The 24,620-nt window shown below is 74.5% G+C and carries 22 protein-coding genes, 1 pseudogene and 1 riboswitch; of the genes and pseudogenes, 11 read left to right on the top strand and 12 right to left on the bottom strand.

Annotated features, from left to right (window positions below):
* The first annotated feature begins 6 nt into the window (after nucleotides 1–6).
* Nucleotides 7–762 (top strand): cobalt-precorrin-6A reductase, encoded by a 756-nt coding sequence (locus AB0A69_RS24070; protein ID WP_361425574.1) that lies wholly within the window; start codon nucleotides 7–9, stop codon nucleotides 760–762.
* 276 nt (nucleotides 763–1,038) lie between these two features.
* Complete coding sequence (locus AB0A69_RS24065) at nucleotides 1,039–1,311, top strand: hypothetical protein (RefSeq protein ID WP_361425571.1); 273 nt, start codon at nucleotides 1,039–1,041, stop codon at nucleotides 1,309–1,311.
* A gap of 24 nt (nucleotides 1,312–1,335) precedes the next feature.
* Here the strand turns inward: AB0A69_RS24065 and AB0A69_RS24060 are convergent, their stop codons facing one another.
* The 4 genes from AB0A69_RS24060 to AB0A69_RS24045 form a co-directional block, all read right to left on the bottom strand.
* Nucleotides 1,336–2,829 carry an alpha/beta hydrolase gene (locus AB0A69_RS24060; RefSeq protein WP_361425568.1) on the bottom strand — a complete coding sequence of 498 codons (1,494 nt, stop codon included), beginning with the start codon at nucleotides 2,827–2,829 and terminating at the stop codon, nucleotides 1,336–1,338.
* 153 nt (nucleotides 2,830–2,982) lie between these two features.
* Complete coding sequence (locus AB0A69_RS24055) at nucleotides 2,983–4,485, bottom strand: precorrin-2 C(20)-methyltransferase (protein ID WP_361425822.1); 1,503 nt, start codon at nucleotides 4,483–4,485, stop codon at nucleotides 2,983–2,985.
* A gap of 32 nt (nucleotides 4,486–4,517) precedes the next feature.
* A complete protein-coding gene (locus AB0A69_RS24050) occupies nucleotides 4,518–5,165 on the bottom strand; it encodes a precorrin-8X methylmutase (protein ID WP_361425565.1) in 648 nt (215 codons plus the stop codon).
* The gene (locus AB0A69_RS24045) at nucleotides 5,162–6,379 is read right to left on the bottom strand and encodes a cobalamin biosynthesis protein CobG (protein ID WP_361425562.1); all 1,218 of its coding nucleotides are present in this window, start codon (nucleotides 6,377–6,379) and stop codon (nucleotides 5,162–5,164) included. Before AB0A69_RS24045 ends, AB0A69_RS24050 begins: the two co-directional genes overlap by 4 nt.
* 56 nt (nucleotides 6,380–6,435) lie before the next feature.
* A riboswitch (cobalamin riboswitch) is annotated at nucleotides 6,436–6,576 on the top strand.
* A gap of 54 nt (nucleotides 6,577–6,630) precedes the next feature.
* Here AB0A69_RS24045 and cobN point away from each other — a divergent pair.
* The 3 genes from cobN (at nucleotide 6,631) to AB0A69_RS24030 (ending at nucleotide 12,197) form a co-directional block, all read left to right on the top strand.
* Nucleotides 6,631–10,224 (top strand): cobaltochelatase subunit CobN, encoded by a 3,594-nt coding sequence (gene cobN / locus AB0A69_RS24040; RefSeq protein ID WP_361425559.1) that lies wholly within the window; start codon nucleotides 6,631–6,633, stop codon nucleotides 10,222–10,224.
* Nucleotides 10,221–10,928: a GNAT family N-acetyltransferase gene (locus tag AB0A69_RS24035; protein WP_361425556.1), complete on the top strand. Its 708-nt coding sequence runs from the start codon at nucleotides 10,221–10,223 to the stop codon at nucleotides 10,926–10,928. Before cobN ends, AB0A69_RS24035 begins: the two co-directional genes overlap by 4 nt.
* Before the next feature lie 87 nt (nucleotides 10,929–11,015).
* Nucleotides 11,016–12,197: a DUF418 domain-containing protein gene (locus AB0A69_RS24030; RefSeq protein WP_361425553.1), complete on the top strand. Its 1,182-nt coding sequence runs from the start codon at nucleotides 11,016–11,018 to the stop codon at nucleotides 12,195–12,197.
* Here the strand turns inward: AB0A69_RS24030 and AB0A69_RS24025 are convergent, their stop codons facing one another.
* The 3 genes from AB0A69_RS24025 to AB0A69_RS24015 all read right to left on the bottom strand — a co-directional run bounded on the left by AB0A69_RS24025 (nucleotide 12,198) and on the right by AB0A69_RS24015 (nucleotide 14,929).
* Complete coding sequence (locus AB0A69_RS24025; RefSeq protein ID WP_361425550.1) at nucleotides 12,198–13,136, bottom strand: nucleoside hydrolase; 939 nt, start codon at nucleotides 13,134–13,136, stop codon at nucleotides 12,198–12,200.
* Between the two features lie 113 nt (nucleotides 13,137–13,249).
* Nucleotides 13,250–13,654 carry a hypothetical protein gene (locus AB0A69_RS24020; protein WP_361425547.1) on the bottom strand — a complete coding sequence of 135 codons (405 nt, stop codon included), beginning with the start codon at nucleotides 13,652–13,654 and terminating at the stop codon, nucleotides 13,250–13,252.
* Nucleotides 13,655–13,714: 60 nt separating this feature from the next.
* Nucleotides 13,715–14,929, bottom strand: a complete 1,215-nt coding sequence (locus AB0A69_RS24015) for a serine hydrolase (protein WP_361425544.1) — start codon at nucleotides 14,927–14,929, stop codon at nucleotides 13,715–13,717.
* A 179-nt stretch (nucleotides 14,930–15,108) separates the two neighbouring features.
* Here AB0A69_RS24015 and AB0A69_RS24010 point away from each other — a divergent pair, with 179 nt between their 5' ends.
* From AB0A69_RS24010 to AB0A69_RS23995, 4 genes are all read left to right on the top strand, one after another.
* The gene (locus tag AB0A69_RS24010; protein ID WP_361425541.1) at nucleotides 15,109–15,531 is read left to right on the top strand and encodes an SsgA family sporulation/cell division regulator; all 423 of its coding nucleotides are present in this window, start codon (nucleotides 15,109–15,111) and stop codon (nucleotides 15,529–15,531) included.
* A 31-nt stretch (nucleotides 15,532–15,562) separates the two neighbouring features.
* Nucleotides 15,563–15,982 (top strand): CrcB family protein, encoded by a 420-nt coding sequence (locus tag AB0A69_RS24005; protein ID WP_361425538.1) that lies wholly within the window; start codon nucleotides 15,563–15,565, stop codon nucleotides 15,980–15,982.
* Nucleotides 15,983–16,028: 46 nt separating this feature from the next.
* Nucleotides 16,029–16,373 (top strand): fluoride efflux transporter CrcB, encoded by a 345-nt coding sequence (gene crcB, locus AB0A69_RS24000; RefSeq protein WP_361425535.1) that lies wholly within the window; start codon nucleotides 16,029–16,031, stop codon nucleotides 16,371–16,373.
* A gap of 93 nt (nucleotides 16,374–16,466) precedes the next feature.
* Complete coding sequence (locus AB0A69_RS23995) at nucleotides 16,467–17,267, top strand: (2Fe-2S)-binding protein (RefSeq protein WP_361425532.1); 801 nt, start codon at nucleotides 16,467–16,469, stop codon at nucleotides 17,265–17,267.
* Between the two features lie 3 nt (nucleotides 17,268–17,270).
* Here the strand turns inward: AB0A69_RS23995 and AB0A69_RS23990 are convergent, their stop codons facing one another.
* The 4 genes from AB0A69_RS23990 to AB0A69_RS23975 all read right to left on the bottom strand — a co-directional run bounded on the left by AB0A69_RS23990 (nucleotide 17,271) and on the right by AB0A69_RS23975 (nucleotide 20,307).
* A complete protein-coding gene (locus tag AB0A69_RS23990; protein ID WP_361425530.1) occupies nucleotides 17,271–17,963 on the bottom strand; it encodes a hypothetical protein in 693 nt (230 codons plus the stop codon).
* Entirely contained in the window at nucleotides 17,960–19,189 is a 1,230-nt protein-coding gene (locus AB0A69_RS23985) for an MAB_1171c family putative transporter (protein ID WP_361425527.1), read from the bottom strand. Before AB0A69_RS23985 ends, AB0A69_RS23990 begins: the two co-directional genes overlap by 4 nt.
* Nucleotides 19,190–19,227: 38 nt before the next feature.
* A complete protein-coding gene (locus AB0A69_RS23980; protein ID WP_361425524.1) occupies nucleotides 19,228–19,788 on the bottom strand; it encodes a toxin in 561 nt (186 codons plus the stop codon).
* A gap of 75 nt (nucleotides 19,789–19,863) precedes the next feature.
* Nucleotides 19,864–20,307, bottom strand: a complete 444-nt coding sequence (locus tag AB0A69_RS23975) for a hypothetical protein (protein WP_361425521.1) — start codon at nucleotides 20,305–20,307, stop codon at nucleotides 19,864–19,866.
* A 448-nt stretch (nucleotides 20,308–20,755) separates the two neighbouring features.
* Between AB0A69_RS23975 and AB0A69_RS23970 the strand changes: the two genes are divergently transcribed.
* A complete protein-coding gene (locus tag AB0A69_RS23970; protein ID WP_361425519.1) occupies nucleotides 20,756–21,565 on the top strand; it encodes a VOC family protein in 810 nt (269 codons plus the stop codon).
* Between the two features lie 44 nt (nucleotides 21,566–21,609).
* On the opposite strand, the gene AB0A69_RS23965 is transcribed toward AB0A69_RS23970, so the two are convergent.
* Nucleotides 21,610–22,851 carry a serine/threonine-protein kinase gene (locus tag AB0A69_RS23965; protein WP_361425517.1) on the bottom strand — a complete coding sequence of 414 codons (1,242 nt, stop codon included), beginning with the start codon at nucleotides 22,849–22,851 and terminating at the stop codon, nucleotides 21,610–21,612.
* A gap of 179 nt (nucleotides 22,852–23,030) precedes the next feature.
* Here AB0A69_RS23965 and AB0A69_RS23960 point away from each other — a divergent pair.
* Nucleotides 23,031–24,620: pseudogene (locus tag AB0A69_RS23960) on the top strand (hypothetical protein); the annotation flags it as partial.

Below are 24,620 nucleotides of genomic sequence, written 5' to 3'. Positions count from 1 at the left end.
GTCACCGTGCACATACTCCTCCTCGGCGGTACGACCGAGGCCCGCCGCCTGGCCGAGTCCCTGCACGCGCATGCCGCCGTGCGGGTGACCACCTCGCTCGCGGGCCGCGTGGCCGCCCCGCGGCTGCCCCCGGGCGAGGTGCGGATCGGCGGCTTCGGCGGAGCGGAGGGCCTCGCCCGCTGGCTGCGCGCACACCAGGTGGACGCGGTCATCGACGCCACTCATCCCTTCGCGGACACCATCAGCTCGAACGCGGCCCGGGCGGCCGCCGCAGCCCATGTTCCCCTGCTCGCCCTGCGCCGTCCCGGGTGGGCCCCCGTCGAGGGGGACGACTGGCACCTCGTGGACACCCTCCCCGAGGCGGCGGACACGGCCCGGCGGCTGGGCCGCCGCATCTTCCTCACCACGGGCCGCATGGGCCTCGCCTCCTTCGCCCACGTCACCGACGCCTGGTTCCTCCTCCGCTCGGTCGACCCCCCGGAGCCCCCCTTCCCGCCCCACCTGCAGGTCCTCCTCGACCGCGGGCCCTTCACCCTGGAGGGCGAGCGCGAGGTGCTGCGCCGCCACGCCGTCGACGTCCTGGTCACCAAGGACAGCGGCTCCACCGCGACGTCCCCGAAACTGACGGCCGCCCGCGAGGCCGGCCTCCCGGTCGTCGTGGTCCGACGGCCACCGGTGCCGGCGGGGGTCGCGTCGGTGGGAACGGTGGAGGAGGCGGTGGCTTGGGCGGTTGCCCTGACCGACGGGCCGGGCACCGAGTGACCGCCGCGCGGCGGCGGCCGACGACAAGGCTTGCGTCGGCCCTGTGCGCGGTGGCGCTGGTCCAGGAACCTGTCCTCACCCTTAGGAGACCTCTTGCGTCGCTACCTCCTCACCGCTGCCGCCGTGGCCGCGTTGCTCCTCGTCGGGGGCTGCTCCGACCGGCCTGAGGCGAAGGGGCCGGACCAGGCCCGTCCGACAGCCCCGTCGGGCCGGCCCACACAGGCGCCTTCCGCACCGTCACTCAGCCTGGACCTGCCCCCACGGGCACGGATCCTGGTGGCCGAGACCACGGGCGACGGCGAGAGGGAACTGCCCGCGTTCACCCCGGAGGACGGGGCCTACACGGTCTACGCGGCCTGTGCGGGTAAGGGCAAGGTGTCCATCGGAAATCGAGACGGCGCCGGCAATTCCCACCCGGTCGCCTGCGACGGAGTTCGTACCGGGGGGGTCGTTCACGTGGAAAAGGAGGTCCAGCGCCTCGTGATCCGGGTGGCCGGGGGAACCTCCGAGTGGAAGGTCGCGGTCATCGCCGGAAGCCACCAGCCCTGACACAGCTGTGCAACCCCCTTGCCGTCAGGTACCAGGGCAGTACGTGTCGCGGTTCGGGCGCTCGCCGGTCAGGAGGAAGTCCGTCACCGCGGCGTCGCCGCAGGCGTTGCCATTGGCGAGGTAGGACCCGTGGCCGCCTGCGTCGACCGTGACCAGGCGGGCGCGGTCGCCGAAGGACTCGCGCATCTTCAGGGCGCCGACGTACGGGGTGGCGGGGTCGCGGAGGTTCTGGAGCATCAGGATGTTGGAGGGACCTTCGTCGGTGATGCGGGTGGGCTTGTCCGCGGGGGCGTCCTTCCAGAAGGAGCAGGGCGTGATGTTCACCGGCATGCTGGCCGTCAGGGGGTGGCGGGCGCGGTCGGTCGTCACGGCGCGTTGGTGAGCGGGTATCGAGGAGGGCCAGCGGACGTCGTTGCAGACGACCGCGAGGGTGACGGCCGCGTCGGCGTCGCTGAGGGGGCCGGCGACGTCGGGGGTGAGGGCCGGTATCGCCTGGGGGTCCTGGGCGGCGCGGATGAGGCCGGCGAGGGGGGCGAAGTGCTGGGCGGTGAGGGCGTTCTGGAGGGACTGGCGCAGGCGGTTGCCGGTCAGGGGGACGCCCGGCGTGGTGGTCGTACGGGGTGAGCGGTCGAGCTCGGTCGCCAGGGCGAGGAACAGCGGGCGCACGTCCTGCGGGCGGTCCGCGAGGCGTAGGTGCTCCGGGGTCGTGGGAGCCGAGGCCCAGGCCGCGAAGTCGGGGAACCGGTCCTCGACGCCCCGCGCCATGTTCGCCAGCCAGCCGCGCGCCACGCGCGAGGGGTCCGGGTCACCGCTGCTGTCCAGGACCCAGCGGTCCGTGCGGTGCGGGTACTTCTGCGCGTACACGGCGCCGACGTACGTCCCGTACGACACGCCCCACGCCGACAGCCGCTCCTCGCCCAGCGCCTCGCGGAACCGGTCGATGTCGCGTACTTCGTTCGCCGTGGTGAGGCTGCGCAGCACCGGGCCGCCGTGGCGGGCGCACGCCTCGGCGACGCGCCGGGAGCGGGTGACGTTCTCGGCGATGGAGCCGTCCGGGGAGGGCCACGAGCGCAGCGTCACCAGGTGCCGGTCGGCCTCGGGCAGGCGGCAGCTCGCGGTGGTGCTGCCGCCAACGCCGCGCGGGTCGAGGCCGACCAGGTCGTACGCCCCGGACAGCTCCTTCCGCAGCGCCTCGCCCTTCTGGGAGAGCATGCGCACCCCGGAGCCGCCGGGCCCGCCCGGTATCACCAGCAGCGTCCCGCGCCGGGCCTCGGGGCGCTCGCTGCGCAGGCGCGAGACGGCGACGGTGAGCTGCGGGCCGTCGGGCTCGTGGTAGTCGACCGGCACGGTCAGATCGGCGCATTCCTGCCCGGGCACCGCTCCCTTGTGCGTACAGGAGCCCCACGCGAGGGCGGGAGCGGCGGCCCCGGCGGAGGGCGCGGTGAAGGCGGTCAGCGTCGCGGCGACCGCCGACGCGGCGACGGCGAGCGCGAGGGTTCGTAAGGTGCGAGTGGTCATGCCTCGACGATCCCCGACCGGCCCGGTCCCGCCCATCCGGCGGACCCGACAGCCGGTGCGGGGGCCAGCACCAGTGCGGCGCGGCGCCTCTGCTGCCATGCTCGACGTACCCCCCGGGAAGCCCCCGTCGCCAGACGCTCCCCGCGCTCGACCTCACCCCTCCGGGTACCTCCGCGGCGTCCACGCCACCACGCGGTCGGAACCGTCGGCCCGCCGCACCGACTGCGTCTGGGAAGAGCCGATCAGCAGCAGCGTGCGCATGTCGACCTCCGTCGGGTCGAGGTCCGTCAGCGGCAGGACGCGGACCGACTCCTCCGGGCCGCCGACGTCGCGGGCGACGACCACCGGGGTGTCGGGGGCGCGGTGTTCCAGCAGCAGCTCGCGGGCCTTGGCGACCTGCCAGGTGCGGGAGCGGGAGCCGGGGTTGTAGAGGGCCAGGACCAGGTCCGCCGAGGCGGCCGCGCGCAGGCGCTCGGCGATGACCTCCCAGGGCTTGAGGCGGTCCGAGAGGGAGATCGTCGCGTAGTCGTGGCCCAGCGGGGCGCCCGCCTTCGCCGCGGCGGCGTTCGCGGCCGTGACGCCCGGCAGGACGCGGACCGGGATGTCGAGGTACGGGTCCTGGGAGGCGACCTCCAGGACCGCCGTCGCCATGGCGAAGACGCCCGGGTCGCCGCCCGAGACCACCGCGACGCGGCGGCCGCGCCGGGCCAGGTCCAGGGCGAACTCGGCGCGCTCGGACTCGACCTTGTTGTCGGAGCCGTGGCGCCGCTGGCCCGGCCGGAGCACCGGCACCCGGTCCAGGTAGGTGGTGTAGCCGACGAGGTCGTCGGCGTTCACCAGCGCCCCGCGCGACTCCGGCGTCAGCCACGGCGCGCCCGCCGGGCCGGTGCCGACGACCACGACCTCGCCGGCGGTCTCCCGTGCCTCCGGGACCTCCGCGTCGATGCGCGACGGCAGCACCGCCACCGAGAAGTACGGCACCGTCTGCGGATCGACCGAGGCCAGCTCCCCGGTGCGCTCACCGGACATGAACGCCCGCTCCACGTACCGGGCGTCCTCCAGCCGGCCCGCCCGCTCCAGCGCGCGCCGCACCGTGGGGAAGGTCCGGCCGAGCTTCATCACGACCGCCGAGTCCGTGGCCGCGAGCCGCGCCGTCAGCTCGTCCTCCGGCAGCGTGCCGGGGATGATCGTCAGCACCTCCTCGGCCTCGCACAGCGGCTCCCCGAGCCGGGCCGCCGCCGCGCTCACCGACGTGACGCCCGGGATGACCTCGGTGTCGTAGCGGTGCGCCAGGCGCTTGTGCATGTGCTGGTACGAGCCGTAGAAGAGCGGGTCGCCCTCCGCCAGGACCGCGACCGTGCGGCCGGCGTCCAGGTGGGCGGCGAGCCGGGCCGACGCCTCCTCGTAGAAGTCGTTCAGCGCGCCCCGGTAGCCGCCCGGGTGGTCGGTGGTCTCCACCGTCAGCGGGTACATCAGCCGCTCTTCGATCTGGTCCTCGCGGATGTGCTCCGCCGCGATGGACCGGGCGATCGAGCGGCCGTGGCGCGCGCAGTGGTACGCGATCACGTCGGCGGCCGCGATGGCCTTCACCGCCGCCACCGTCATCAGGTTCGGGTCGCCGGGGCCCAGCCCGACCCCGTACAGCTTCCCGCTCATGGCCGTCGTGCCCGTCGTGCCCGTCATGCCCGTCATGCCTGGATCTCCGCCTCGTGCGCGATCGCGTTGATCGCCGCCGCCGCCATCGCGCTGCCGCCCCGCCGGCCCCGGACCACCAGGGACTCCAGACCGGGGAAGGCCGCCAGCGCGTCCTTCGACTCGGCCGCGCCGATGAAGCCGACCGGGATGCCGAGCACGGCCGCGGGGCGCGGCGCGCCCGCGTCGATCATCTCCAGGAGCCGGAAGAGCGCGGTCGGGGCGTTGCCTATCGCGACGACCGACCCCTCCAGGCGATCGCGCCACAGCTCCAGCGCGGCGGCGCTGCGCGTGGTGCCCAGCTCGGCGGCGAGGGCCGGCACGGACGGGTCGGAGAGCGTGCAGATCACGTCGTTGCCGGCGGGCAGCCGCTTGCGCGTGACACCGCTCGCGACCATCTGCGCGTCGCAGAGGATCGGCGCCCCGGCGCGCAGCGCCTCGCGGGCGCGGGCGACGACGTCGGGCGTGTAGGCGAGGTCGCGGACGAGGTCGACCATGCCGCAGGCGTGGATCATCCGCACGGCGACCTGGCTCACGTCGGCCGGCAGGCCCGCGAGATCCGCCTCGGCGCGGATCGTGGCAAAGGACTGGCGGTAGATCTCCGCCCCGTCCTTCTCGTAGTCGAACACTCTGCTCTCGCTCATCTCGTCGGTCCTTGTACGGTCACGGTCGTCTGGTACGCGCCTTCGGCGGTCGCCACCACGTCCACCCACGCGACGCCTTGGGGATGGCCGCACCGGCGCGCGCAGCCCGACCAGTGGACCGGCAGGCCGCCGTCCACCGGGCGCGCGTCCGCCCGTACGTCGGCCAGGGCCTTCGCGCAGCCCGGCCGGCCCGTGCAGGCGGTCACGCCGGCCCACGGCGAGTCGGCGCGCGTGAGGAACCCGGCCCCGTCCAGCGCGCGCAGCCGCTCCTCCGCGGCCGCCCGGTCCGGGAGGCCCGGCAGTACGAAACCGCGCCACGGCGTGACCCGCACCTCCTCGGCCGGCAGCAGCGCCCGGAACTGCGCCGTCGTCACCCGGCCCAGCCGCGCCAGCACCGAGACCGTGTCCTCGCCGACCAGCCCGGGCGCGAGAGGTGCGCCCGCCGGGACCACGGCATCCCGCACGGGCTCCGCCGCGATCGACGCCCGCCGCAGGTGTCCCGCCACGTCCACGTCCTGCCCCGCCGGCAGCTCCCGCACCCGCCACGCGCCCGTGCCCGCCTCCCGGGCCGCCGCGAGGAACGCCTCCGCCGCCGCCAGCGCGGCCCGCGGCGCGTCGGCGCCCGCGACCCGGTACGCGCCCGGGCCGCCGGCCTGCACGAGAGCCGTGCCCGCCGGTTCTGCGAGCAACGTCACATCCGGGGCCAGCGCCGCCACATCCCCCCGGCCGTCGTCCACGGCGAAGAGGAAGCGTCCGGACAGCTCCAGCGTCCACTCCTCGGCGCACAGCAGCGCGTCCAGGCGCGCGGCCCACGCCCGCACCTCCGGGCCGGCGAGCGGCGAGACGACCATGTTCCGTACGCGCTCGTGCCGTTCGGACTCCGGCAGCAGTCCGGCGTCCCGCAGCAGCTCCGCGAGGCCGAGCCCGCAGCCCTCGCCGAGGCCCCGCAGTTCGAGGTTGCCGCGCGAGGTGAGGGAGAGGTGCCCGTCGCCGAGCCGGTCCGCCACGTCGGCCAGCGCGCGCACCTGACGAGGCGTCAGTACGCCGGTGGGGATGCGCAGTCGGGCCAGCGCACCGTCGTCGGCCCGGTGCAGCCGCAGCGCGCCGGGGCAGGCGTCACCACGGTCGCGTACGCGGTCACGGTCACGGTCCCGCGCGCTGTCCCGTATGTGAGCTTCGCCCCGGTCCTGAGGCATGGGTGGGCTGGGCGGCATGGCGGCGAGCATACGCGCAGCCTCTACTATGCAGACGGCACAGGGTCCCAGGGCCCTAGGGAGGAAGCCCGGTGGGAATCCGGCGCGGTCCCGCCACTGTGAGTCCGCCGACGACCCGGCCGACGACTCCGCTGACAGCTGACGGCTGACAGCGGGGGCGACGCCGACAACGGAGACGACGGACGAGTCAGGAACTCCCGCCACCCACGACCACCCGGGGCGAGGACACCCCGAGGAAGGCCCGGCACGCCGTGATCCTGCTGCTGTCGCACTCCGACACCGACCTGCTGAGCGCCCGCGCGGCCGAAGGCCCGGTCGCGTACCGGTTCGCCAACCCCGCCCGGCTCCCGCTCGACGACCTGCCCGGGCTGCTGGACGGCGCCGACCTCGTCGTCGTACGCCTCCTCGGCGGCATCCGCGCCTGGGAGGAGGGCCTCGACGCCCTGCGCGCGAGCGGCAAGCCGCTGGTCGTGCTGACCGGCGAACAGGCCCCCGACGCCCAGCTCATGGAGACCTCCACCGTCCCCATCGGCATCGCGGCCGAGGCGCACGCCTACCTCGCCCACGGCGGCCCGGACAACCTGGAGCAGCTCGCCCGCTTCCTGTCCGACACGGTCCTCCTCACCGGCCACGGCTTCGAGCCGCCCGCTGCCGCGCCCACCTGGGGCCCGCTGGAGCGGACCGCGCGCACCGCCACCGGCCCGACGGTCGCCGTGCTGTACTACCGCGCCCACCACATGAGCGGGAACACCGCCTTCGTCCACACCCTGTGCGACGCCATCGAGGACGCGGGCGGCCAGGCGCTGCCCCTGTACGTGGCGTCCCTGCGGGCCCCCGAGCCCGAGCTGCTGGACACCCTGCGCACCGCCGACGCCGTCATCACCACCGTCCTCGCCGCCGGCGGCACCAAGCCCGCCGAGGCCCAGGCCGGCGGCGACGACGAGTCGTGGGACGCGGGCGCGCTCGCCGCCCTCGACGTACCGATCCTCCAGGCGCTGTGCCTGACGAGCCCGCGCTCCGCCTGGGAGGAGAACGACGAGGGGCTCTCGCCGCTCGACGCCGCCAGCCAGGTCGCGGTACCCGAGTTCGACGGGCGGCTCATCACGGTGCCGTTCTCCTTCAAGGAGATCGACGCCGACGGCCTGCCCGCGTACGTCGCCGACGCCGAGCGCGCCGCGCGCGTCGCCGGGATCGCCGTGCGCCACGCCCGCCTGCGCCACATCCCGAACGCCGACAAGCGCCTGGCGCTGGTCCTCTCCGCGTACCCCACCAAGCACTCCCGCATCGGCAACGCCGTCGGCCTCGACACCCCCGCCTCCGCCGTCGCGCTGCTGCGCCGGCTGCGCGAGGAGGGCTACGACTTCGGCACGGACGAGGTCCCCGGCCTCGCCTCCGGCGACGGCGACGAGCTGATCTACGCGCTCATCGAGGCCGGTGGCCACGACCAGGAGTGGCTCACCGAGGAGCAGCTCGCCCGCAACCCGGTCCGCATCCCGGCCGCCGACTACAAGCGCTGGTACGCCGGTCTCCCGGAGGAGCTCCGCGAGAGCGTCGAGCGGCACTGGGGCCCGCCGCCCGGCGAGATGTTCCTCGACCGCTCCCGCAACCCCGAGGGCGACATCGTCCTCGCCGCCCTGCGGCGCGGGAACCTGCTCATCCTCATCCAGCCGCCGCGCGGCTTCGGCGAGAACCCGATCGCGATCTACCACGACCCCGATCTGCCGCCGTCGCACCACTACCTGGCCGCGTACCGCTGGATCGCCACCCCGGCCGCCGACGGCGGCTTCGGGGCGGACGCCATGGTCCACCTCGGCAAGCACGGCAACCTGGAGTGGCTGCCCGGCAAGAACGCCGGCCTGTCCGCCGCCTGCGGCCCCGACGCCGCGCTCGGCGACCTGCCGCTGATCTACCCGTTCCTCGTCAACGACCCGGGCGAGGGCACCCAGGCCAAGCGCCGCGCCCACGCCACGCTCATCGACCACCTGGTGCCGCCGATGGCGCGTGCCGAGTCGTACGGCGACATCACGCGCCTGGAGCAGCTGCTCGACGAGTACGCGCAGATCTCCTCCATGGACCCGGCCAAGCTGCCCGCCATCCGCGCCCAGATCTGGACGCTGATCCAGGCCGCCCGGCTCGACCACGACCTCGGCCTTGAGGACCGGCCGGACGACGACGGCTTCGACGACTTCCTGCTCCACGTCGACGGCTGGCTCTGCGAGGTCAAGGACGCGCAGATCCGCGACGGCCTGCACGTGCTGGGCGGCGCCCCGACCGGCCCCGAGCGGGTCAACCTGGTGCTCTCCATCCTCCGTGCCCGCCAGATCTGGGGCGGTACGCAGTCCCTGCCCGGCCTGCGCGAGGCCCTCGGCCTCGACGAGTCCGCCGCCACCCGCACCACCGCCGACGACGCCGAGGAGAAGGCCCGCGCGCTGGTCGAGGCGATGGAGGCCGCCGACTGGAACCCCGCCGCGGTCGCCCGGGTGGCCGAGGGCCACGGCCCGGACGTGGCGCGGATCCTCGACTTCGCCGCCCGCCAGGTCGTCCCGCGCCTCGCCGCCACCACCGACGAGCTCGACAACGCCGTGCACGCCCTCAACGGCGGCTTCGTCCCGGCCGGCCCCTCCGGCTCCCCCCTCCGGGGCCTGGTCAACGTCCTGCCGACCGGCCGCAACTTCTACTCCGTCGACCCCAAGGCCGTCCCCTCCCGCCTCGCCTGGGAGACCGGCCAGGCCCTCGCGGACTCGCTGCTCCAGCGCTACCGCACCGACAACGGCGACTGGCCCACCTCCGTCGGCCTGTCCCTGTGGGGTACGAGCGCGATGCGCACCGCGGGCGACGACGTCGCCGAGGCGCTCGCCCTCCTCGGCATCCGGCCCGTCTGGGACGACGCCTCGCGCCGCGTCACCGGCCTGGAGCCCATCCCGCTCGCGGAGCTGGGCCGCCCGCGCGTCGACGTGACGCTGCGCATCTCGGGCTTCTTCCGGGACGCCTTCCCGCACACCATCGGGCTGCTGGACGACGCCGTGCGCCTCGCCGCCTCGCTCGACGAGCCGGCCGAGGACAACTACGTACGGGCCCACGCGCAGGCCGACCTCGCCGAGCACGGTGACGAACGCCGCGCCACCACCCGCATCTTCGGCTCCCGGCCGGGGACGTACGGCGCGGGCATCCTCCAGCTGATCGACTCGCGCGACTGGCGCACCGACGCCGACCTCGCCGAGGTGTACACGGTGTGGGGCGGGTACGCGTACGGGCGCGGCCTGGAGGGCAAGCCCGCCCGCAGCGAGATGGAGACGGCGTACAAGCGCATCGCGGTGGCGGCCAAGAACACCGACACCCGTGAGCACGACATCGCGGACTCCGACGACTACTTCCAGTACCACGGCGGCATGGTCGCGACCGTCCGCGCGCTCAAGGGCACGGCCCCCGAGGCGTACATCGGCGACTCGACCCGACCGGAGAGCGTCCGCACCCGCACGCTCGTGGAGGAGACCTCGCGCGTCTTCCGCGCCCGCGTCGTCAACCCGCGCTGGATCGAGGCGATGCGCCGCCACGGTTACAAGGGCGCGTTCGAGCTGGCGGCGACCGTCGACTACCTCTTCGGGTACGACGCCACGACCGGCGTCGTCGCCGACTGGATGTACGACAAGCTGACGGAGGCGTACGTCCTCGACCCGGAGAACCGCGCGTTCCTCCAGGAGGCCAACCCTTGGGCCCTGCACGGCATCGCCGAGCGGCTCCTGGAGGCCGAGTCGCGCGGCATGTGGGCCAAGCCCGATCCGCAGGTCCTGGAGCAGCTGAAGCAGGTCTTCCTGGAGACCGAGGGCGACCTGGAGGACAAGTGACCGGCGGCGTGGACCTCACCGTCTCCGCCGAGGACGAGGAGCTGGACGAGCTCCTCGACCGCGAGCTGACGGCGTTCAACACGGCGGCCACCGGCGCCGACGACCACACCGACGTGTACGTCCGCGCCACGGACGGCACGACCGGCGAGGTGGTCGGCGGGCTCACCGGCTGGACGTGGGGCGGCCTCGGCGCGGTCGACATGCTGTGGGTCCGCGAGGACCAGCGGGGCACCGGCCTCGGCACCCGGCTGATGCGGGCGGCCGAGGACGAGGCGCGGCGGCGCGGCTGCGCACGCATGACGGTCTCCTCGTACACCTTCCAGGCGCCAGCCTTCTACCGGCGCCTCGGGTACGTCGAGACGGGACGCGTCCGGGGCGTCCCGGGCGGCCACGTCGACGTGTACTTCGAGAAGCCGCTGGACCCCTCGGCGGCGGCCCCGCCGTTCCAGGTGGCCGTGGTGCTGGACTACCCGGCCGACGCCGTGGAGGACGCCCTCGCCCACGAGGAGCGCACGCTGGAGCTCCTGCCCCGCCACGGCGGCCGGCTGGAGCGGCGGCTGCGCACGCCGGACGGCCGGTCGGAGGTCCACCTGCTGGCCTTCCCGTCCGAGGACGCCTACCGCGCCTTCCTGGCGGACCCGGACCGCGCACCGGACGGGCGCGTCACGGCGCGGGTGCTGGAGGTCGGCGAGGTGTACGACTGAGCCACTGGGGGCTGCATCGTTCGATGTAGTCCCGGTTCGTCCGTCCTCACGACGATTCCGGCGGGGCGCGCCGGAACGATGGAACGCATGACCGACACACTGCGCGCTCCCGTACGGACCGGCACGAAACGGCTCGCCCTCCTCGACGTCCTGCGCGGAGCGGCCATCCTCGGCACCCTCATGACCAACGTCTGGGTCTTCACGGCCCGCGGCGCCGAGTGGGGCGTGCTGCAGGGGAGCCTCGGGCAGGTGACGTTCGGGTCCTTCCCCGAGGCCGCCGAGGGGGTGTTCCGGTTGCTGGCGGACGGGAAGTTCCTGTCGCTGCTGACGATCCTCTTCGGCGCCGGGCTCGCCATCCAGTACGCCTCGGCCGCGCGGCGCGGGCAGCCGTGGCCCGGGCGGTACAAGTGGCGGGCGCTGTTCCTCTTCGCGGAGGGGACCGTGCACTTCGTGCTGGTCTTCGCGTGGGACGTGCTCATGGGGTACGCGGTGACCGCGCTGCTGGTGGCGTGGCTGCTGACGCGCTCCGAGCGGGCGCGGCGCCGGGTGATGTGGTGGGCGGCCGGCGTGCACCTGACGCTCATGGGCCTGCTGACGGCGGTGCTGGCCACCGCCGACAACGACCCGGGCGGCGCCGGCGGGGACGCGGTCTCCCCGGCCGTCGCCGAGCTGTACGCGCACGGCGGCTACCTCGACCAGGTCGCCTTCCGGCTGGAGAACGCCATCGCGCTGCGCCTGGAGCCGGTGCTGAGCTTCTTCCTCCTGCTGTTCCTCTTCCTGCTGGGCGTACGGCTCTTCCGGGCGGGCGCCTTCGGCGCGGACGAGGCGGCGCGGCGGCTGCGGGCGCGGCTGCTGGCCTGGGGCCTCGGGCTCGGCGCGCCGCTCAACGTGGCGGTGGCGCTGGCCGGTCCGGACTACTTCCTGCTGGGCCGCTACGGCGCGGCGCCGCTCATGGCCGTCGGCTACATCGGGCTCATCGGGGCGCTGGTGGACCGGGTGCGCCGCCCGGGGCCGCTGATGACCGGACTCACCTCCGTGGGCCGGACGGCCCTGTCCGGGTACGTGCTGCAGAACCTGCTGTGCATGCTCGCCTCGTACGGCATCGGCCTGGGCCTGGCCACCCGGCTGGGCGACTCCTGGCGGCCGTGGTGGGTGATGGGCCTGTGGGCGGTGGTGTGCGCGGTGCTGATGGTGGGCTCGACGCTGTGGCTGCGCCGCTTCTCCCACGGCCCGCTCGAATCCGTCCAGAAGTGGGCGCTGCGGCGCTGATCAGCGGGCGCCCAGGACGCGTACGGCGTCGACGATGAGGTCCCAGAAGGCGGGGACGTCCACGTCGACGCCGACGTACGCGTTGGGCGCGGCGCCCGTGACCCCGTCGAGGTCGACGACGGTGGCGCCGCGCGTGTGCGTGCCGGTGAGCTCGATGGCGACGGGCGCGTGGACGAGCGTGACGAGGCCAGGGTCGATGAGGTGGGCGACGGTCAGCGGGTCGTGCAGCGGCGGGGCCGGGAAGCCGAAGACCTCGCGGTAGGTGGCGCCGAAGTACGTGAGCAGCTCGGTGCACAGGCGCGCCAGCGGCGTACCGAGGGCGTCGATGCGGGCGACCACGTCGGGGGTGGCGAGCGCCTTGTGGCTGACGTTCAGGCCGATCATGGTGACGGGCAGGCCGCTGGTGAAGACGATGTCGGCGGCCTCCGGGTCGGACAGGACGTTGAACTCGGCCGCCGGGGTCCTGTTGCCGCGCCCCGTCGACCCGCCCATCAGCACGATGCGGCCGATCCGCCCGCCCAGCTCGGGGTGGGCGAGCAGCAGCGCGGCGATGTTGCTGAGCGGGCCGGTCGGTACCAGCGTCACGGGCTCGGGGATCGCGAGGAGCGTGTCGTGCAGGAAGGTCACGGCGTCCCGGTCGTCGACGGGCACGGTCGGCTCCCCGAACCCGGGCCCGTCGAGCCCGGACTCGCCGTGGATGTTCCGCGCGACGATCCCGGAGCCGTGCAGCGGCCCCGCGAGGCCGGCGGCGATGGGCACGCCCTCGATCCCGGCGACGGTGCAGACGCGGCGGGCGTTGAGGGTCGTCTTCTCCACCGTCTGGTTCCCGGCGACGGTGGTGATGCCGAGCAGCCGGACGGCGGGGTGCGCGGCGGCGAGCATGATCGCGAAGGCGTCGTCGTGGCCGGGGTCGCAGTCCAGGATCACGGGGACGGGCATGGCGGCGGCCTCCTGACGCGGGTGCGTACGGGACTACGCTCCCGCGTCCGGGGCCGTCGTGTCACGGACCTCCGCGGGCCCGCGCCCGGTCACGTGCCCGCTCACCTGCCCGCTCACTTCAGCGGCTTGCACACCTCGGTGACCGGCTTGGCGGCACCGTCGGGCGTGTAGGTGACCCTCTTGCCGTCCTTGTGGAACGTGACCTTGTACTCGCGGTTGCTCTCGCCCGGCTTGAGGATGGCCTGGACGAAGTGCCCGGTGCCGTCCACGACGATCGCCCGGCCCTGGTCGATGATCACGAAGGCGTTGCCCTGCCGCAGGCCGCAGAACGGCAGCCCCTTGACGCTCGTGATGGCCTCGCCGACGCGGTAGGTCGGCGATGGGGTGGGCGCCGGCTGGGGCGTGTGCAGGGCCGCCGGGGCGGAGGCCGGGGCGGCCGCGGCCGGGGCGGAGAACGCGGCGCCCACGGCGAGGACGCCGGCGCAGGCGCCGGTGATCAGGTGTCGGGACACACGCATGGCATCGGTCCTTCCGGGAGGGGCCCCGAGCACGTCATGAGTAGCCCGTTTCGCAGATCATTACTCCAACGGAGTGTCCACGCGCCGCCGCACCCACCACAGCGTGGCCGCCGCGACGCACGCCGAGATGACGAAGGTGGCCGGCAGGAAGAGATGCGGGCCGTCGTCCCCGGCGGGTGCCTGGGCCTGGGCCTGGGCCTGGGCCGGGGCCTTCGGCGCGGCCGGGGCCGAGGCCGGCGCCGAGGCCGGGGCACCGGCCGCCACGGGGGCCGTGGAGGCGTCGGGGCGCCGCTTCGCGGGCGGCAGCAGGGAGCCGACCGGGTGGGCGCGCGGGGCGGCGGCGAAGCCCCAGTCGAGCAGCTTGCGCGCCTCCTCGTAGACGGCGTACGCGCCGCCGGAGCGCGGGTTCATCACCGTGACGACGAGCGTGCGCCCGTCCCTGCGGGCGGCGGCGATCAGGGTGTGGCCGGCGCCGCTGGTGTAGCCGTTCTTCACGCCGAGGATGCCGGGGTAGCGGGCCACGCCGTCGTCGCCGGTGAGGAGCCGGTTGGTGTTGCGGATGCCGTACGACCAGCTGCCCGCCGGGAACTTCGCGTACGGCGTCGCGCAGTAGCGGGCGAAGTCCGGGTCGCGCAGGCCCGCGCGGGCGAAGACGGCGAGGTCGTACGCGGACGAGACCTGGCCCGGCGCGTCGTAGCCGTCCGGGGAGACGACCCGGGTGTCGCGGGCGCCGAGCGCCTCGGCGGTGGCCTGCATCTCGCGGACGGTGGCCGCCCAGCCGCCGTTGAGGCCCGCCAGCACGCGCACGGCGTCGTTGCCGGAGCTGAGGAACACCCCGCGCCACAGGTCCGCCACCCGGTAGGTGATCTCCTCCTTGATGCCGACCAGGCTGCTGCCGTCACCGATCCCGGTCAGCTCGTGCCTGCTGACCGTGTGCGGTCGCTCCGGCGACAGCCCCGGCAGTGCGGCCAGCGCGAAGAGCACCTTGAGCGTGGAGGCGGGCGGCAGCCGCTTGTGCGCGTCGTGTGCGGCGAGCACCGCACCGCTGCGGGCATCCGCGACCAGCCACGAGCGGGCGCTCAGCACCGGCGGCCGGGCCACGCCCGGCGGCAGGCGGACCTGGGTGCCGGGACGGTGCAGGAGGGACGCGTCCACGGCCGCGGCGGGGCGCGGCGGTGCGGGCTCCACCGGGAACGGCGGCGCGGCGGGCGGGAGGGCCGGCAGAAGGGAAGGCCCCAGGTAGAGGGCGGCGGCCGCGAGCGAGCTGACGATCATTCAGTCACGTTAAAAAGCCGCCGTCAGCCCCGCAGGGCGAGTGCGCCGTACGGACGACAGCGTGCCCCGGCCGCATCAATCGCCGCTGGGCGGGCACTGGGAAAGCTCGGGCACCGAACCGGCCGGCACCGAACCGACCGGCACCGAACCGACCGGACGAGCTCTCCCGGAGGGACGACATGCAAGCGGACGCGGTCCTGCGCGACAAGGTCTTCATGCGGCTGCTCCCGCAGACGGGCCAGGAGATCCCCGTACTGGCGCACATGGCGTACGACCCCCAGGACCCGTACGCCGTCACCGTCAACTTCACGCACGGCGGCTGGACCTACGCCGAGTGGCGGCTGGACCGCGACATGCTGCGCGACGCGCTGGAGGGCGTGACGGGCGGCGCGGTCGGTGAGGGGGACGTACGCGTGTGGCCGGAGGTGAACGGCACGCGCGAGGAGCTGTGCATCGAGCTGATGCACAGCGCGGTCTTCACGGCGTGGGCGCCGTCGATGCGGGGCTTCCTGGACCGGACGTACGCGGCGGTGCCGGCGGGCGAGGAGCACGTGGAGCTGGACGCGTTCCTCGCGGAGGTCCTGCGGACCGGGAGCCGGTGAGTCCCTGAGACCGGCCTGACACCCTGGCCCCATGGGTGTCGTACGGAATGAGGAGCTCGTCGTCGTGGGGGCGGTGGCGGCCGGGGGCGCGCTGGGGGCCGCCGGCCGGTACGGGGTGTCGCTGGCGTGGCCGGCGGCGCCGGGCGGCTTCCCGTGGGCCACGCTGGGGATCAACGGCGTGGGCTGCGCGCTCATCGGTGTCCTGCTGGTGGTGATCACGGAGGGCGGGGTCCCGGTGCACCGGCTGGTGCGGCCGTTCCTCGGCACGGGTGTGCTGGGCGGGTTCACGACGTTCTCGACGTACGCCGTGGACATCGAGCGGCTGCTGCGGCGGGGCGAGACCGCGACCGCGCTGGCCTACCTGGCGGCGACGGTGCTGGTGGCGCTCGCCGGCGTCTGGGCGGCGGCCCGGCTGACGCGCCGGGCGCTGGTGCGGAGGGCGGTGCCGTGAGGGCGGGCGCCGGAGACAAGCGAGGCCGTCCGGTGGTGGTGACCGGGTGAACTGGCTCCTTGTGATCGTCGGCGGCGCGGTCGGCGCGCCGCTGCGGTACCTGACCGACCGGGCCGTGCAGGCCCGCCACGACTCGGTCTTCCCCTGGGGCACCTTCACGGTCAACGTGACCGGCTGCCTGCTCCTGGGCCTGCTGACCGGCGCCGCGTCCGAGGCGCAGCTGCTGCTGGGGACGGGGCTGTGCGGGGCGCTGACCACGTACTCGACGTTCTCGTACGAGACGCTCCGGCTGGCCGAGACGGGCGCGAAGCCGTACGCGGTCGTCAACGTGGCGGCGAGCGTGGCGGCGGGTCTGGCGGCGGTGTTCGCGGGGGCGGCGCTGGTGCGGTGAGCGCCACGGAGTGACCGTTCGGCGCGCGCACCGATGTGACGGCTGATAATAATGAGGCAAGGCTTGCCTAACTCCGCCTCCCCGAGGATGTGTATGCCCGCCACCGCCGTACTGCCGCAGCGCCCCGCCCTGGCGCCGGTCGCCGATGCGTACCGCCGGATGGCCGCCGCCTCGCCGTACCTGCGGATGGAGGTGGCCGAGCAGCCCGCCCCGAGCGGCGACTGGGTTCGCGCCCGGCGGCTCGCGGAGGACCCCGACGCCGTGGCGACGCTCGTCGCGGCCGAGGAGCGGCGCATCCACGAGACCTACGGCGTACGGCCGCGGCCCGACGTCGCGCCCACCTGGGTGCTGCACCGGTACGCCTTCACCGCCGCGCTCGCCATGAGCGGCCCCTGGTACCTGGAGCGCCGGGTGCCGCGCCTGACGGCCGACGGCGTGACGTACGGCTGGCGGACGCGGCGGCTCGTGGTGGCGCCTGGGACGGAGACCGTCGCCGCCGCGTCCGAGGCCGTCCTGGAGGCCGAGCTGCGCGCGGCGGTGGCCGCGCACCTGGCCCCGGTCCTGGAGGCGTTCCGGCCGCTCGTACGGCGGGGCGAACGCGGCATGTGGGCCCTGGTCACCGACGCGCTTGCGCAGGGCCTGTGGCACCTGGGGCGCGGGCTCGGCGACCCCTGGGCCGCCGCGCGCGCCGCCGACGCCCTGCTTCCGGGCGGCACGGCCCCGCTCCCGGGCGCGGCCGCCTTCCGCCCGGACCCGGCGCCGGAGGCGTGCGGCGAGCCGACACGCACCCGCGTGAGCTGCTGCCTGCTCTACACGCTGCGGCCGGAGGACACCTGCGCGACCTGCCCCCGGCGGCAGCGCCGGCCCTCCGCCGCGTGGACCTCCGCCGCGTAGAACTCAGACCAGCAGGAACGCCGCGGCCGTCGCCGCGCCCAGACTCGCGCCCGCCACCGTCTGGGCGACCGTGTGGTACCGCAGCGCCACGCGGGACCAGCACACGGCGGCCGTCATGGCGTAGGCCAGGAGCCACCAGGGGGAGTGGACCGCGGAGAGCAGGGCCACGACCGCCGAGGCGACGGCGGAGTCGACGGAGATCTTCCAGACGGTGTTGACCGCCAGCAGGCCCACCGTCATCGCCCACAGCGCCAGCATCGCGACGAGGATGCCGGTCGGCGCGTGGCCGAGGGTCATGACCAGGGAGCCGGTGCCGATGGACCCGAGGATCACGAAGAAGATCGGCGCGCGCTTGGTCCGGTCGACGACGTGCCGGTCGCCCCAGGTGCCGCGCCCCCGCTCCCACTCGATGTACCCGGCGGGGATGAGGCCCGCGCACAGAGCACCGAGGAGGCCCCACAGCAGGCCGCTCCAGTGGCCGGCGGACGCGTAGCCGATGACCGTCATGCCGACCAGCAGGACGTTGCGGGGCTGCAGGACGTCCGTGACGGTACGGGCCACCCGCTTCGGCTCGGCGGGCTCCAGGCTCTCGGCGGACTCGATTCCCGCGCCGGACCCGATGCCCTCGGGGGGCTGGACGCCCTCGCCGGGCTCGATGTCCGCGCCGGGTTCGGTCCGCTCGGTCGTGCCGCTCATGCGCGCTCCTCCGCGAGCTCCGCGAGCCGGGCCGCCCGCTCCCCGTCGACCGTCCGGTACGCCCCCGCGACGCAGACGAGCCACGCCACCTCGTCGTCCTGGTCGGTGGCGTGCTTCGCCTCGATGGCCGCGGCCCTCCCGGCGGGCGCGCCGGCCGCCTTGGCGGCGAGGGCCGCCTTGATCCAGTACGCGTCCGCCAGCGGCCCCGGCTCGCCGCCCGCCGCCGCGCGGGCCGCGTCGACCAGGCCGTCGGGGACGTAGTGCCGCAGCTTCTCGACCGCGTCCGCGATGTCGGCGGCCCAGCGGTCCACGCGCAGGTCGGCCGGGGTCCCGAACCGGGTCAGCTCGCGCGCGAGCGAGGCCGGCGGCTCGAAGGGCTGGTCGGGGAAGGCGACCATCAACTCCCGCCACAGCGGGTGCAGTCTCGCCTGCGCCCGCCACAGCTTCACGCGCCGCCAGCCCTTGCTGAACGCCGGGATGGACGCGCCGACCGCGAAGAAGGCGAACAGCACGACCTGCGCGAACTCCGTCACCTTGTCGAAGGTCTGGGCGAAGGCGTGGCTGGGCTGCTCGACGACGCTGATCCACAGGAACAGCGTCCGGCTGACGGTGTATCCGACGCCGATGAACATGGCGAACGTCATCATGCCGAGCCCGACCCGCAGGTGGCGCAGCGTGGCACCCGCGGTCGCCAGGGCCCACTGGTAGGCGCAGACGGCGGACGCCGCGCCCAGGTAGAGGTAGAAGACGCTCATGTAGAGCGTGGCGCCCCACTGCCCGGCGTGGTCCGAGACGAAGCGGTCGGAGGGGACGGACCGGTCCACGACGGTGAAGAAGAGCACGGTCAGCAGGATCAGCGTGGCGACGGACGCCTTCGCCGCCACGTGCTGCACCATCCGCGCGAACCGCACGTGGCGCGGCACGGCGCCGCCCTCCGGGTAGTGGCCGTAGATGGCGACGATGTAGCTGAGGATGGCGAGGATCGCGATGGTCGCCGTGTAGTGCTTGATGAGGACGGCGAGGTCGACGACGGGGCTGTTGTTGAGCCCGATGCGCACGGCGTGGGTCTTGGTCCACAGGGCCGCGGCGAACCCGGCGTAGCACCCCCACAGGGCGCGGCGGCGCTTGTCCTCCTCGTCGCCCCACAGGGCGGCGGGCATGCGCCACAGCGCGACGGCGGTCATGAGGCCGGCTATGAGGTAACCGGCGATGTCCAGGGCGGTCACGAGGGGTCCTTCACGACGAGTCCTTCACGACGAGTCCTTCACGACGAATCCTTCTTGGTACGGCGGAAGAGGCCGCGCCGCCGGTGGGCGACGGGCCGGGAGAGCGAGTTCGCGAGGCGCCCCACCATGTCGTCGCTCGTCACGTCCCGGGCCATCCGGGGGATGAGCGAGGCGCCGAACTCGGCCACCCGTTCGTCATGGGTGTCGTACTGCGCGCGCGCCTGCACGGTGGCGCCCGAGTGGAGGACGCGCGCGATCAGCGAGGTGTCGAAGACGGGGAGGAGGCGGCGCAGCTGCTCGGCGTCGAGGCTGGTGCCGTGGTCGAACCACTCGTGGCACAGCTCGTGCAGGATGACGTGTTGCGTCTGGTACGCGGTGGGGCGGCGGCGGTAGAGGACGAAGCTGGTGTTCCCGGAGGTGAGGCGCAGCCCGCAGGCGGCGTTGACGCGGGCCAGGCGGTCGGGGAGTTCGCGCAGCACGATGGTGCGGCCCCGGGCCGCCTCCATGTTGGCGACGAGCGCCTCGATGGTGAAGGGGGCGGGGATGGGCAGGTCCGCCAGACCGGCTTCGCACTCTTTGCGCAGTTTGCGCAGGGACATGGATGCTGCCTCTTACGTCCGTCCGACTGTCCACGCGCCGTGGTCACGCGTGCGTGTGACATGCGGTCGGCGAGTTTACCGGCCCTGCCCGTCGCCCCCGTCCTCCTTCTTCTTCGTCTCCTCCAGCAGGGAGAGCGCGAACTCCAGGAGCTCCGCCGGGATGCCGTCCTCGTCGTTGCCGCGCGCCGCCACGCCGCTGATCTCGCCGGTGCGGCGCTTGGCGAGGAACTGCAGTCCGGCGACGACGTCGTCCACGACCTCGGACTCGTCCTTGAAGAAGCGCCAGTCGACGCCGAAGCCGAGGCCGAGCGCCTTGAGGATGTCCTCGGAGGGGTGGGTGACCTTGCCGGCCAGGATGTTGGAGAAGTAACTGTGCGACAGGGAACCGCCGCGCTGTTTGACGAGGTCCGCGAAGAAGCGCCCCGAGACCTTCTGGCCGGGGAAGGTCTTCTCGACCATGTACTCGACCTTCTGCTGCAACGTCCGTAGCTCGGGCGTGCGTTCTTCACCGTTGGTCATCCGGGTCCCCACGTTGCGCGATAGTCGAGTGCGGTCAACGGGCTCGTACTGTAACCGACCCGGAACGGTGGCGCCTTTGCACCAGCGACACAGCGGAGCTTCTCGCTTCCGCGTCGAATCCGGACTTGCGCAAGCACTCTACGTCACTGTTAACTCGAAAAAACACGGGCGGGGGGCCACGAGGGGAGTCCCTTGCCCGTGTGGACAGCCGTGTGCAGGCGGGGCCCGACGGAGTGTGCCCCGTACAAGGATGTAGCCCATCGCGACGGGGGATGCACGATGGGCTACATCCGCATTATGGCACCTCGTCATGCGCGGAGGACAGGCGCCCCGGCGGAGAATTAGCGGCCGTTTACCTTCCGCCTCGGCGCGCGCACCGACGGATGCCTCATTAGCGTGACAAAAGGGACCACGTTCGAGGTGTCGAGTCGGAGAGAGACGGAAGACCATGGCGGTACTACCTGAGGGCACCCCCTGCTGGGCGGACGCGATGTTCACCGACCTGGAGGGCGCGAAGAGCTTCTACGGTGACGTACTGGGCTGGACCTTCGGCGAGGCGACGTCGGAGTACGGCGACTACACGGAGGCGTACGCGGACGGGAAGGCCGTCGCCGCCGTCGTACCGCCCATGCCGGGGCAGGAGGGCCAGGAGAGCAAGTCGGCGTGGTGCCTGTACTTCGCGTCGCCGGACGCCGAGGCCACCGCCCGCAAGATCCGCGACAGCGGCGGCGAGGTGGTCATGGGGCCGATGACCGTCGGCGACTTCGGCACGATGGTGCTGGCCCGCGACCCCGGCGGCGTCGTCTTCGGCGTCTGGCAGGCGGGCATCCACGAGGGCTTCGCCGCGCGGGGCGTGCGCGGCGCGTACTGCTGGGCCGAGGTCTTCACCCGCGACCCCGAGAAGGCCGATCCCTTCTTCGCCTCCGTCTTCCCGTACCGGGTCAAGCGGATGGAGGCGCCTGAGGACATCGACTTCGTCGTCTTCGACGTCGGCGACGACACCGTGCTCGGCCGGATGCGGATGACGAGCGACTTCCCGCCGGAGGTCCCGCCGTACATCAACGTGTACTTCGCCGTCGACGACTGCGACGCGGCGGTCGCGAGGGCGACCGCGCGCGGCGGGGTGCTGCGGTGGGGGCCGATGGACACGCCGTTCGGGCGGTTCGCGTCGCTGACCGACCCGCAGGGCGCGGCATTCTCCGTCATCGACATGGAGCGCACCGAGGGCGAGATGCCGAGGATGACCGAGGTGTCCTGACGCCGGGGCGGGGGCGGGGCTCAGTCCTCGGCGGCGGGCGGGGCTCAGTCCTCGGCGGCGCCGGCTTCCGGCGCGCCGGGCACCGTCGTCACCTGGCGCGGGGGCGTGTCGGCGGAGCTGCTGTCGGGTGAGAACAGCGCCATGCCGGCCAGGACGGCGGCGACGAACGCCACCGCGCCCGCGATGGCGCTCGCGACCCGGGGCCGCCGGCTGACGAACGCCCGCGCCTCACCGAGCCGCTGCGGGGCGGGCGCGGCCCGGCGCCCCCGCCCGCCGCCCGGGGCGGTCCGGGGCAGCGCGTACGTGGCCGGCGCCTGCGCCGGGGCCGGAGCCGGCATGGGGGCGGGCGCGGGCATGGGCGCGGGTCTCTGCGCCCGCCGGGGTGCCGGCGCGTGGGCCGGCCCCGGCCGGGGAGCGGACCCCGGCATGGGAGCCGGCATGGGGGCCGGCATCGGCGCGGGCATCGGTTCCGCGCGGCCCTGCCAGGCACCCGAGCCGAACCAGTCCGCGACCTGCTGCGCCGACGGCCGGTCCTCCGGCTGCTTGGCGAGCATTCCCAGCAGGTACGCCTCGAAGGCGGGCGGTACGTCCGCGCCCAGCCCGCGCGGCGGCACCGGCGGGGTGTCGATGTGCTGGTACAGCGTGGCGGTCGCCGTGTCCGCCTGGAACGGCGGGCGGCCCGTCGCCAGCTGGTACAGCACGCAGCCCAGCGAGTACACGTCGGACGCCGGGCCCGCCGGGCGCCCCAGCGCCCGCTCCGGAGCCAGGTAGAGGCTCGTGCCGACGATCTGCCCCGCCGTCGTGAGCGCGGCCGCGGGATCGTCGACGAACCGGGCGATGCCGAAGTCGCCGAGCTTGACCGTGCCGTCCACGTCGGACATCAGGTTGCCGGGCTTGATGTCCCGGTGGACGATGCCCTGCCGGTGCGCGACGGCCAGGCCCGCCGCCGTCTGCGCGGCGATGGCCGCCACGCGGGGAGCGCGCAGCCGGCCCTCGGCGGCGAGCTCCTGCGCGAGGCTGCGGCCCTCGACGTACTCCATCACCAGGTAGAAGCGGCCCTCCCACGCCCCGAAGTCGAAGACCGCGACCACGTGGGGGTGGCTGAGCCGGGCCGCCGTCTGGCCCTCCAGCCGGAAGCGCGCCGCCGCCTGCGAGTCGGCGTCGTCGCCGAGCATCAGCTTGACGGCCACCGGCCTGCCGAGCACCTCGTCCGTGGCCCGCCAGACCTCGCCCATTGCGCCACGGCCGATGGCTGACTCCAACCGGTACCGATCCGCCACCAGCACGTGCGCACCAACCTCTATCCCGATCAAACCCGATCGACCCTGGGAGCAGGGTACCGACCCGGGAGATGAGGGTCGGTCAGCAAGGTCGCCGCACAGGAGGGTTGCCGCTCGTCCATCGTGGTGCACCCGCCGCACGAACAGCGCAACCGGGAGTCGCCCGGCTTTCGGGACTCCGGCATATGACGAACGCTGCTGCCGTGACGGACGCCGCCCGGCCCAGGTCCATGACGCGCGCCAGACCCCTGCTCTTCGCCGCCGGAGCCCTGCTCCTGGTGGCGCACGCGAGCGGGTGGCCCCTGGCGTCGCGGCCCCCGCGGGCGGCCGCGGACGGGGTGGGCAAGCACGCCCTCGGGCTCTCGGTCACCGTCAACAAGCACCCGACGCCGGAGGCGGAGCGCATCGGCATCCGGGTCGGCCACGTCGTGGTCAAGCGGTACCGGGTGACCAATCGCTCCGGTGCCGACCTGCACCGGGTGACCGTCCACGACCCGGCCGTACCGGCGGGCGCCGTGCGCTGCCCGGGCGGGCAGGGCTTCTGGATGCGCGGGCTGACGTCCGTCACCTGCATCTCGCGGGTGCCGGCCCTGCCGGGGCACCACGCCGTCACCGTGCGCGCCCGCGCGCAGGTGCCGTCGCTGGGGATGCGCGTCGAGGCGTCCGCCAGGGCCGCGTACCGGGGCGTGGGCGGGGCGCTGACGCTCGCCGTGGGCGTCGCGGTACGGGACACGGGGGCGGGGGCGGCCGGCGCGGTCGTGCGGTACACCGTCACCAACCCCGGAAACCGCACCGTGTACGGCGCCCGGCTCACCGACGCGGCGCTCGGCAACCCGCCGGTGAGCTGCGGGGGCCGCCCCGCAGTGCCGCAGGCGCTGCCGCCGGGGGGCGTCGTGGTGTGCGTGGCGCGACTGGAGGGGCTGCGGCCCGGTACGTACCGGAGCGCGCCCGAGGTGCGGGGCAGCGACCGGCTGTTCACGCTGGGCCCGACGTGCGAGCGGCCCGTGCCGCCGCCGACGCTGGTGGCCCGCGCGGTGGCGCCGTTCGCGGTACGGGCCCCCCGGCCCCGCCCGGCCCCGCCCCCGCCGGGACCCCCGGGCCCACCGGCTCCGCCCGCTCCGCCGGGCCCGCCGGGGCCCGCTCCGGGTGTTCCCGGGGTGCCGGGGGTGCCGCTGCCACCTGGTGTGGTGCCGGTGCCGGGGGCGGTGGTGCCGCCGTTGCCGCCGGTGCCGGGGGCGGTGGTGCCGCCGTTGCCGCCGGTGCTGCTGCCGCCGGGGATCGCGGCGCCGGTGGCGGGTGTGGCGGGTGTGCTGGGTGTGCCCGGTGTGCCGGGTGCTGCGGGTGCTGCGGGTGCTGCAGCCGTTCCGGCTGTTCCGGCTGTTCCGGGGGGCGTAGGTGTCGGGGCCGGGGCGGCCCCAGGCGTGGTGGCGGCCGCCGGTACGGGGGTCGCCACCCTCGCCGGTGCGACGGGCGCCGCTGCCGGTGCCGCCGCGGCCGCGGGCGCGGGCGCGGGCTTGGGAGCGGCCGCCCTCGCGGAGGCGGCCGCGGCTGCGGGAGCCGCGCCTGCCGGTGCCGCTGTGCCGGGAGCTGCGGGGGCGGGCGCCGCGGTGCCGGGAGCCCCCGCAGCACCTGGGGCGGCGGCGGTGCCCCCCGGGACGGTGGCGGTTCCGCCAGGAGCGGCGGCAGCTGTACCGCCGGGAGCGGCGGCGGCAGTTCCACCAGGTGCGGCAGCGGCGGTCCCACCGGGAACAGCCGTACCGCCCGGAGCCGCCGTA

The sequence above is a fragment of the Streptomyces sp. NPDC045431 genome, from assembly GCF_040646655.1.
Classification (GTDB): Bacteria; Actinomycetota; Actinomycetes; order Streptomycetales; family Streptomycetaceae; genus Streptomyces.
Note: the sequence above shows the minus strand (reverse complement) of the source record. Positions and strands in the feature narration are given on the sequence as shown.

What these genes read in the sequence shown, in the direction of transcription:
- AB0A69_RS24060 (WP_361425568.1), bottom strand. Translation starts at nt 2,829, where the DNA reads ATGACCACTCGCACCTTACGAACCCTCGCGCTCGCCGTCGCCGCGTCG.
- AB0A69_RS24055 (WP_361425822.1), bottom strand. Translation starts at nt 4,485, where the DNA reads ATGAGCGGGAAGCTGTACGGGGTCGGGCTGGGCCCCGGCGACCCGAAC.
- AB0A69_RS24050 (WP_361425565.1), bottom strand. Translation starts at nt 5,165, where the DNA reads ATGAGCGAGAGCAGAGTGTTCGACTACGAGAAGGACGGGGCGGAGATC.
- AB0A69_RS24045 (WP_361425562.1), bottom strand. Translation starts at nt 6,379, where the DNA reads ATGCCGCCCAGCCCACCCATGCCTCAGGACCGGGGCGAAGCTCACATA.
- AB0A69_RS24030 (WP_361425553.1), top strand. Translation starts at nt 11,016, where the DNA reads ATGACCGACACACTGCGCGCTCCCGTACGGACCGGCACGAAACGGCTC.
- AB0A69_RS24025 (WP_361425550.1), bottom strand. Translation starts at nt 13,136, where the DNA reads ATGCCCGTCCCCGTGATCCTGGACTGCGACCCCGGCCACGACGACGCC.
- AB0A69_RS24020 (WP_361425547.1), bottom strand. Translation starts at nt 13,654, where the DNA reads ATGCGTGTGTCCCGACACCTGATCACCGGCGCCTGCGCCGGCGTCCTC.
- AB0A69_RS24015 (WP_361425544.1), bottom strand. Translation starts at nt 14,929, where the DNA reads ATGATCGTCAGCTCGCTCGCGGCCGCCGCCCTCTACCTGGGGCCTTCC.
- AB0A69_RS24010 (WP_361425541.1), top strand. Translation starts at nt 15,109, where the DNA reads ATGCAAGCGGACGCGGTCCTGCGCGACAAGGTCTTCATGCGGCTGCTC.
- AB0A69_RS24005 (WP_361425538.1), top strand. Translation starts at nt 15,563, where the DNA reads ATGGGTGTCGTACGGAATGAGGAGCTCGTCGTCGTGGGGGCGGTGGCG.
- AB0A69_RS23995 (WP_361425532.1), top strand. Translation starts at nt 16,467, where the DNA reads ATGCCCGCCACCGCCGTACTGCCGCAGCGCCCCGCCCTGGCGCCGGTC.
- AB0A69_RS23990 (WP_361425530.1), bottom strand. Translation starts at nt 17,963, where the DNA reads ATGAGCGGCACGACCGAGCGGACCGAACCCGGCGCGGACATCGAGCCC.
- AB0A69_RS23980 (WP_361425524.1), bottom strand. Translation starts at nt 19,788, where the DNA reads ATGTCCCTGCGCAAACTGCGCAAAGAGTGCGAAGCCGGTCTGGCGGAC.
- AB0A69_RS23975 (WP_361425521.1), bottom strand. Translation starts at nt 20,307, where the DNA reads ATGACCAACGGTGAAGAACGCACGCCCGAGCTACGGACGTTGCAGCAG.
- AB0A69_RS23970 (WP_361425519.1), top strand. Translation starts at nt 20,756, where the DNA reads ATGGCGGTACTACCTGAGGGCACCCCCTGCTGGGCGGACGCGATGTTC.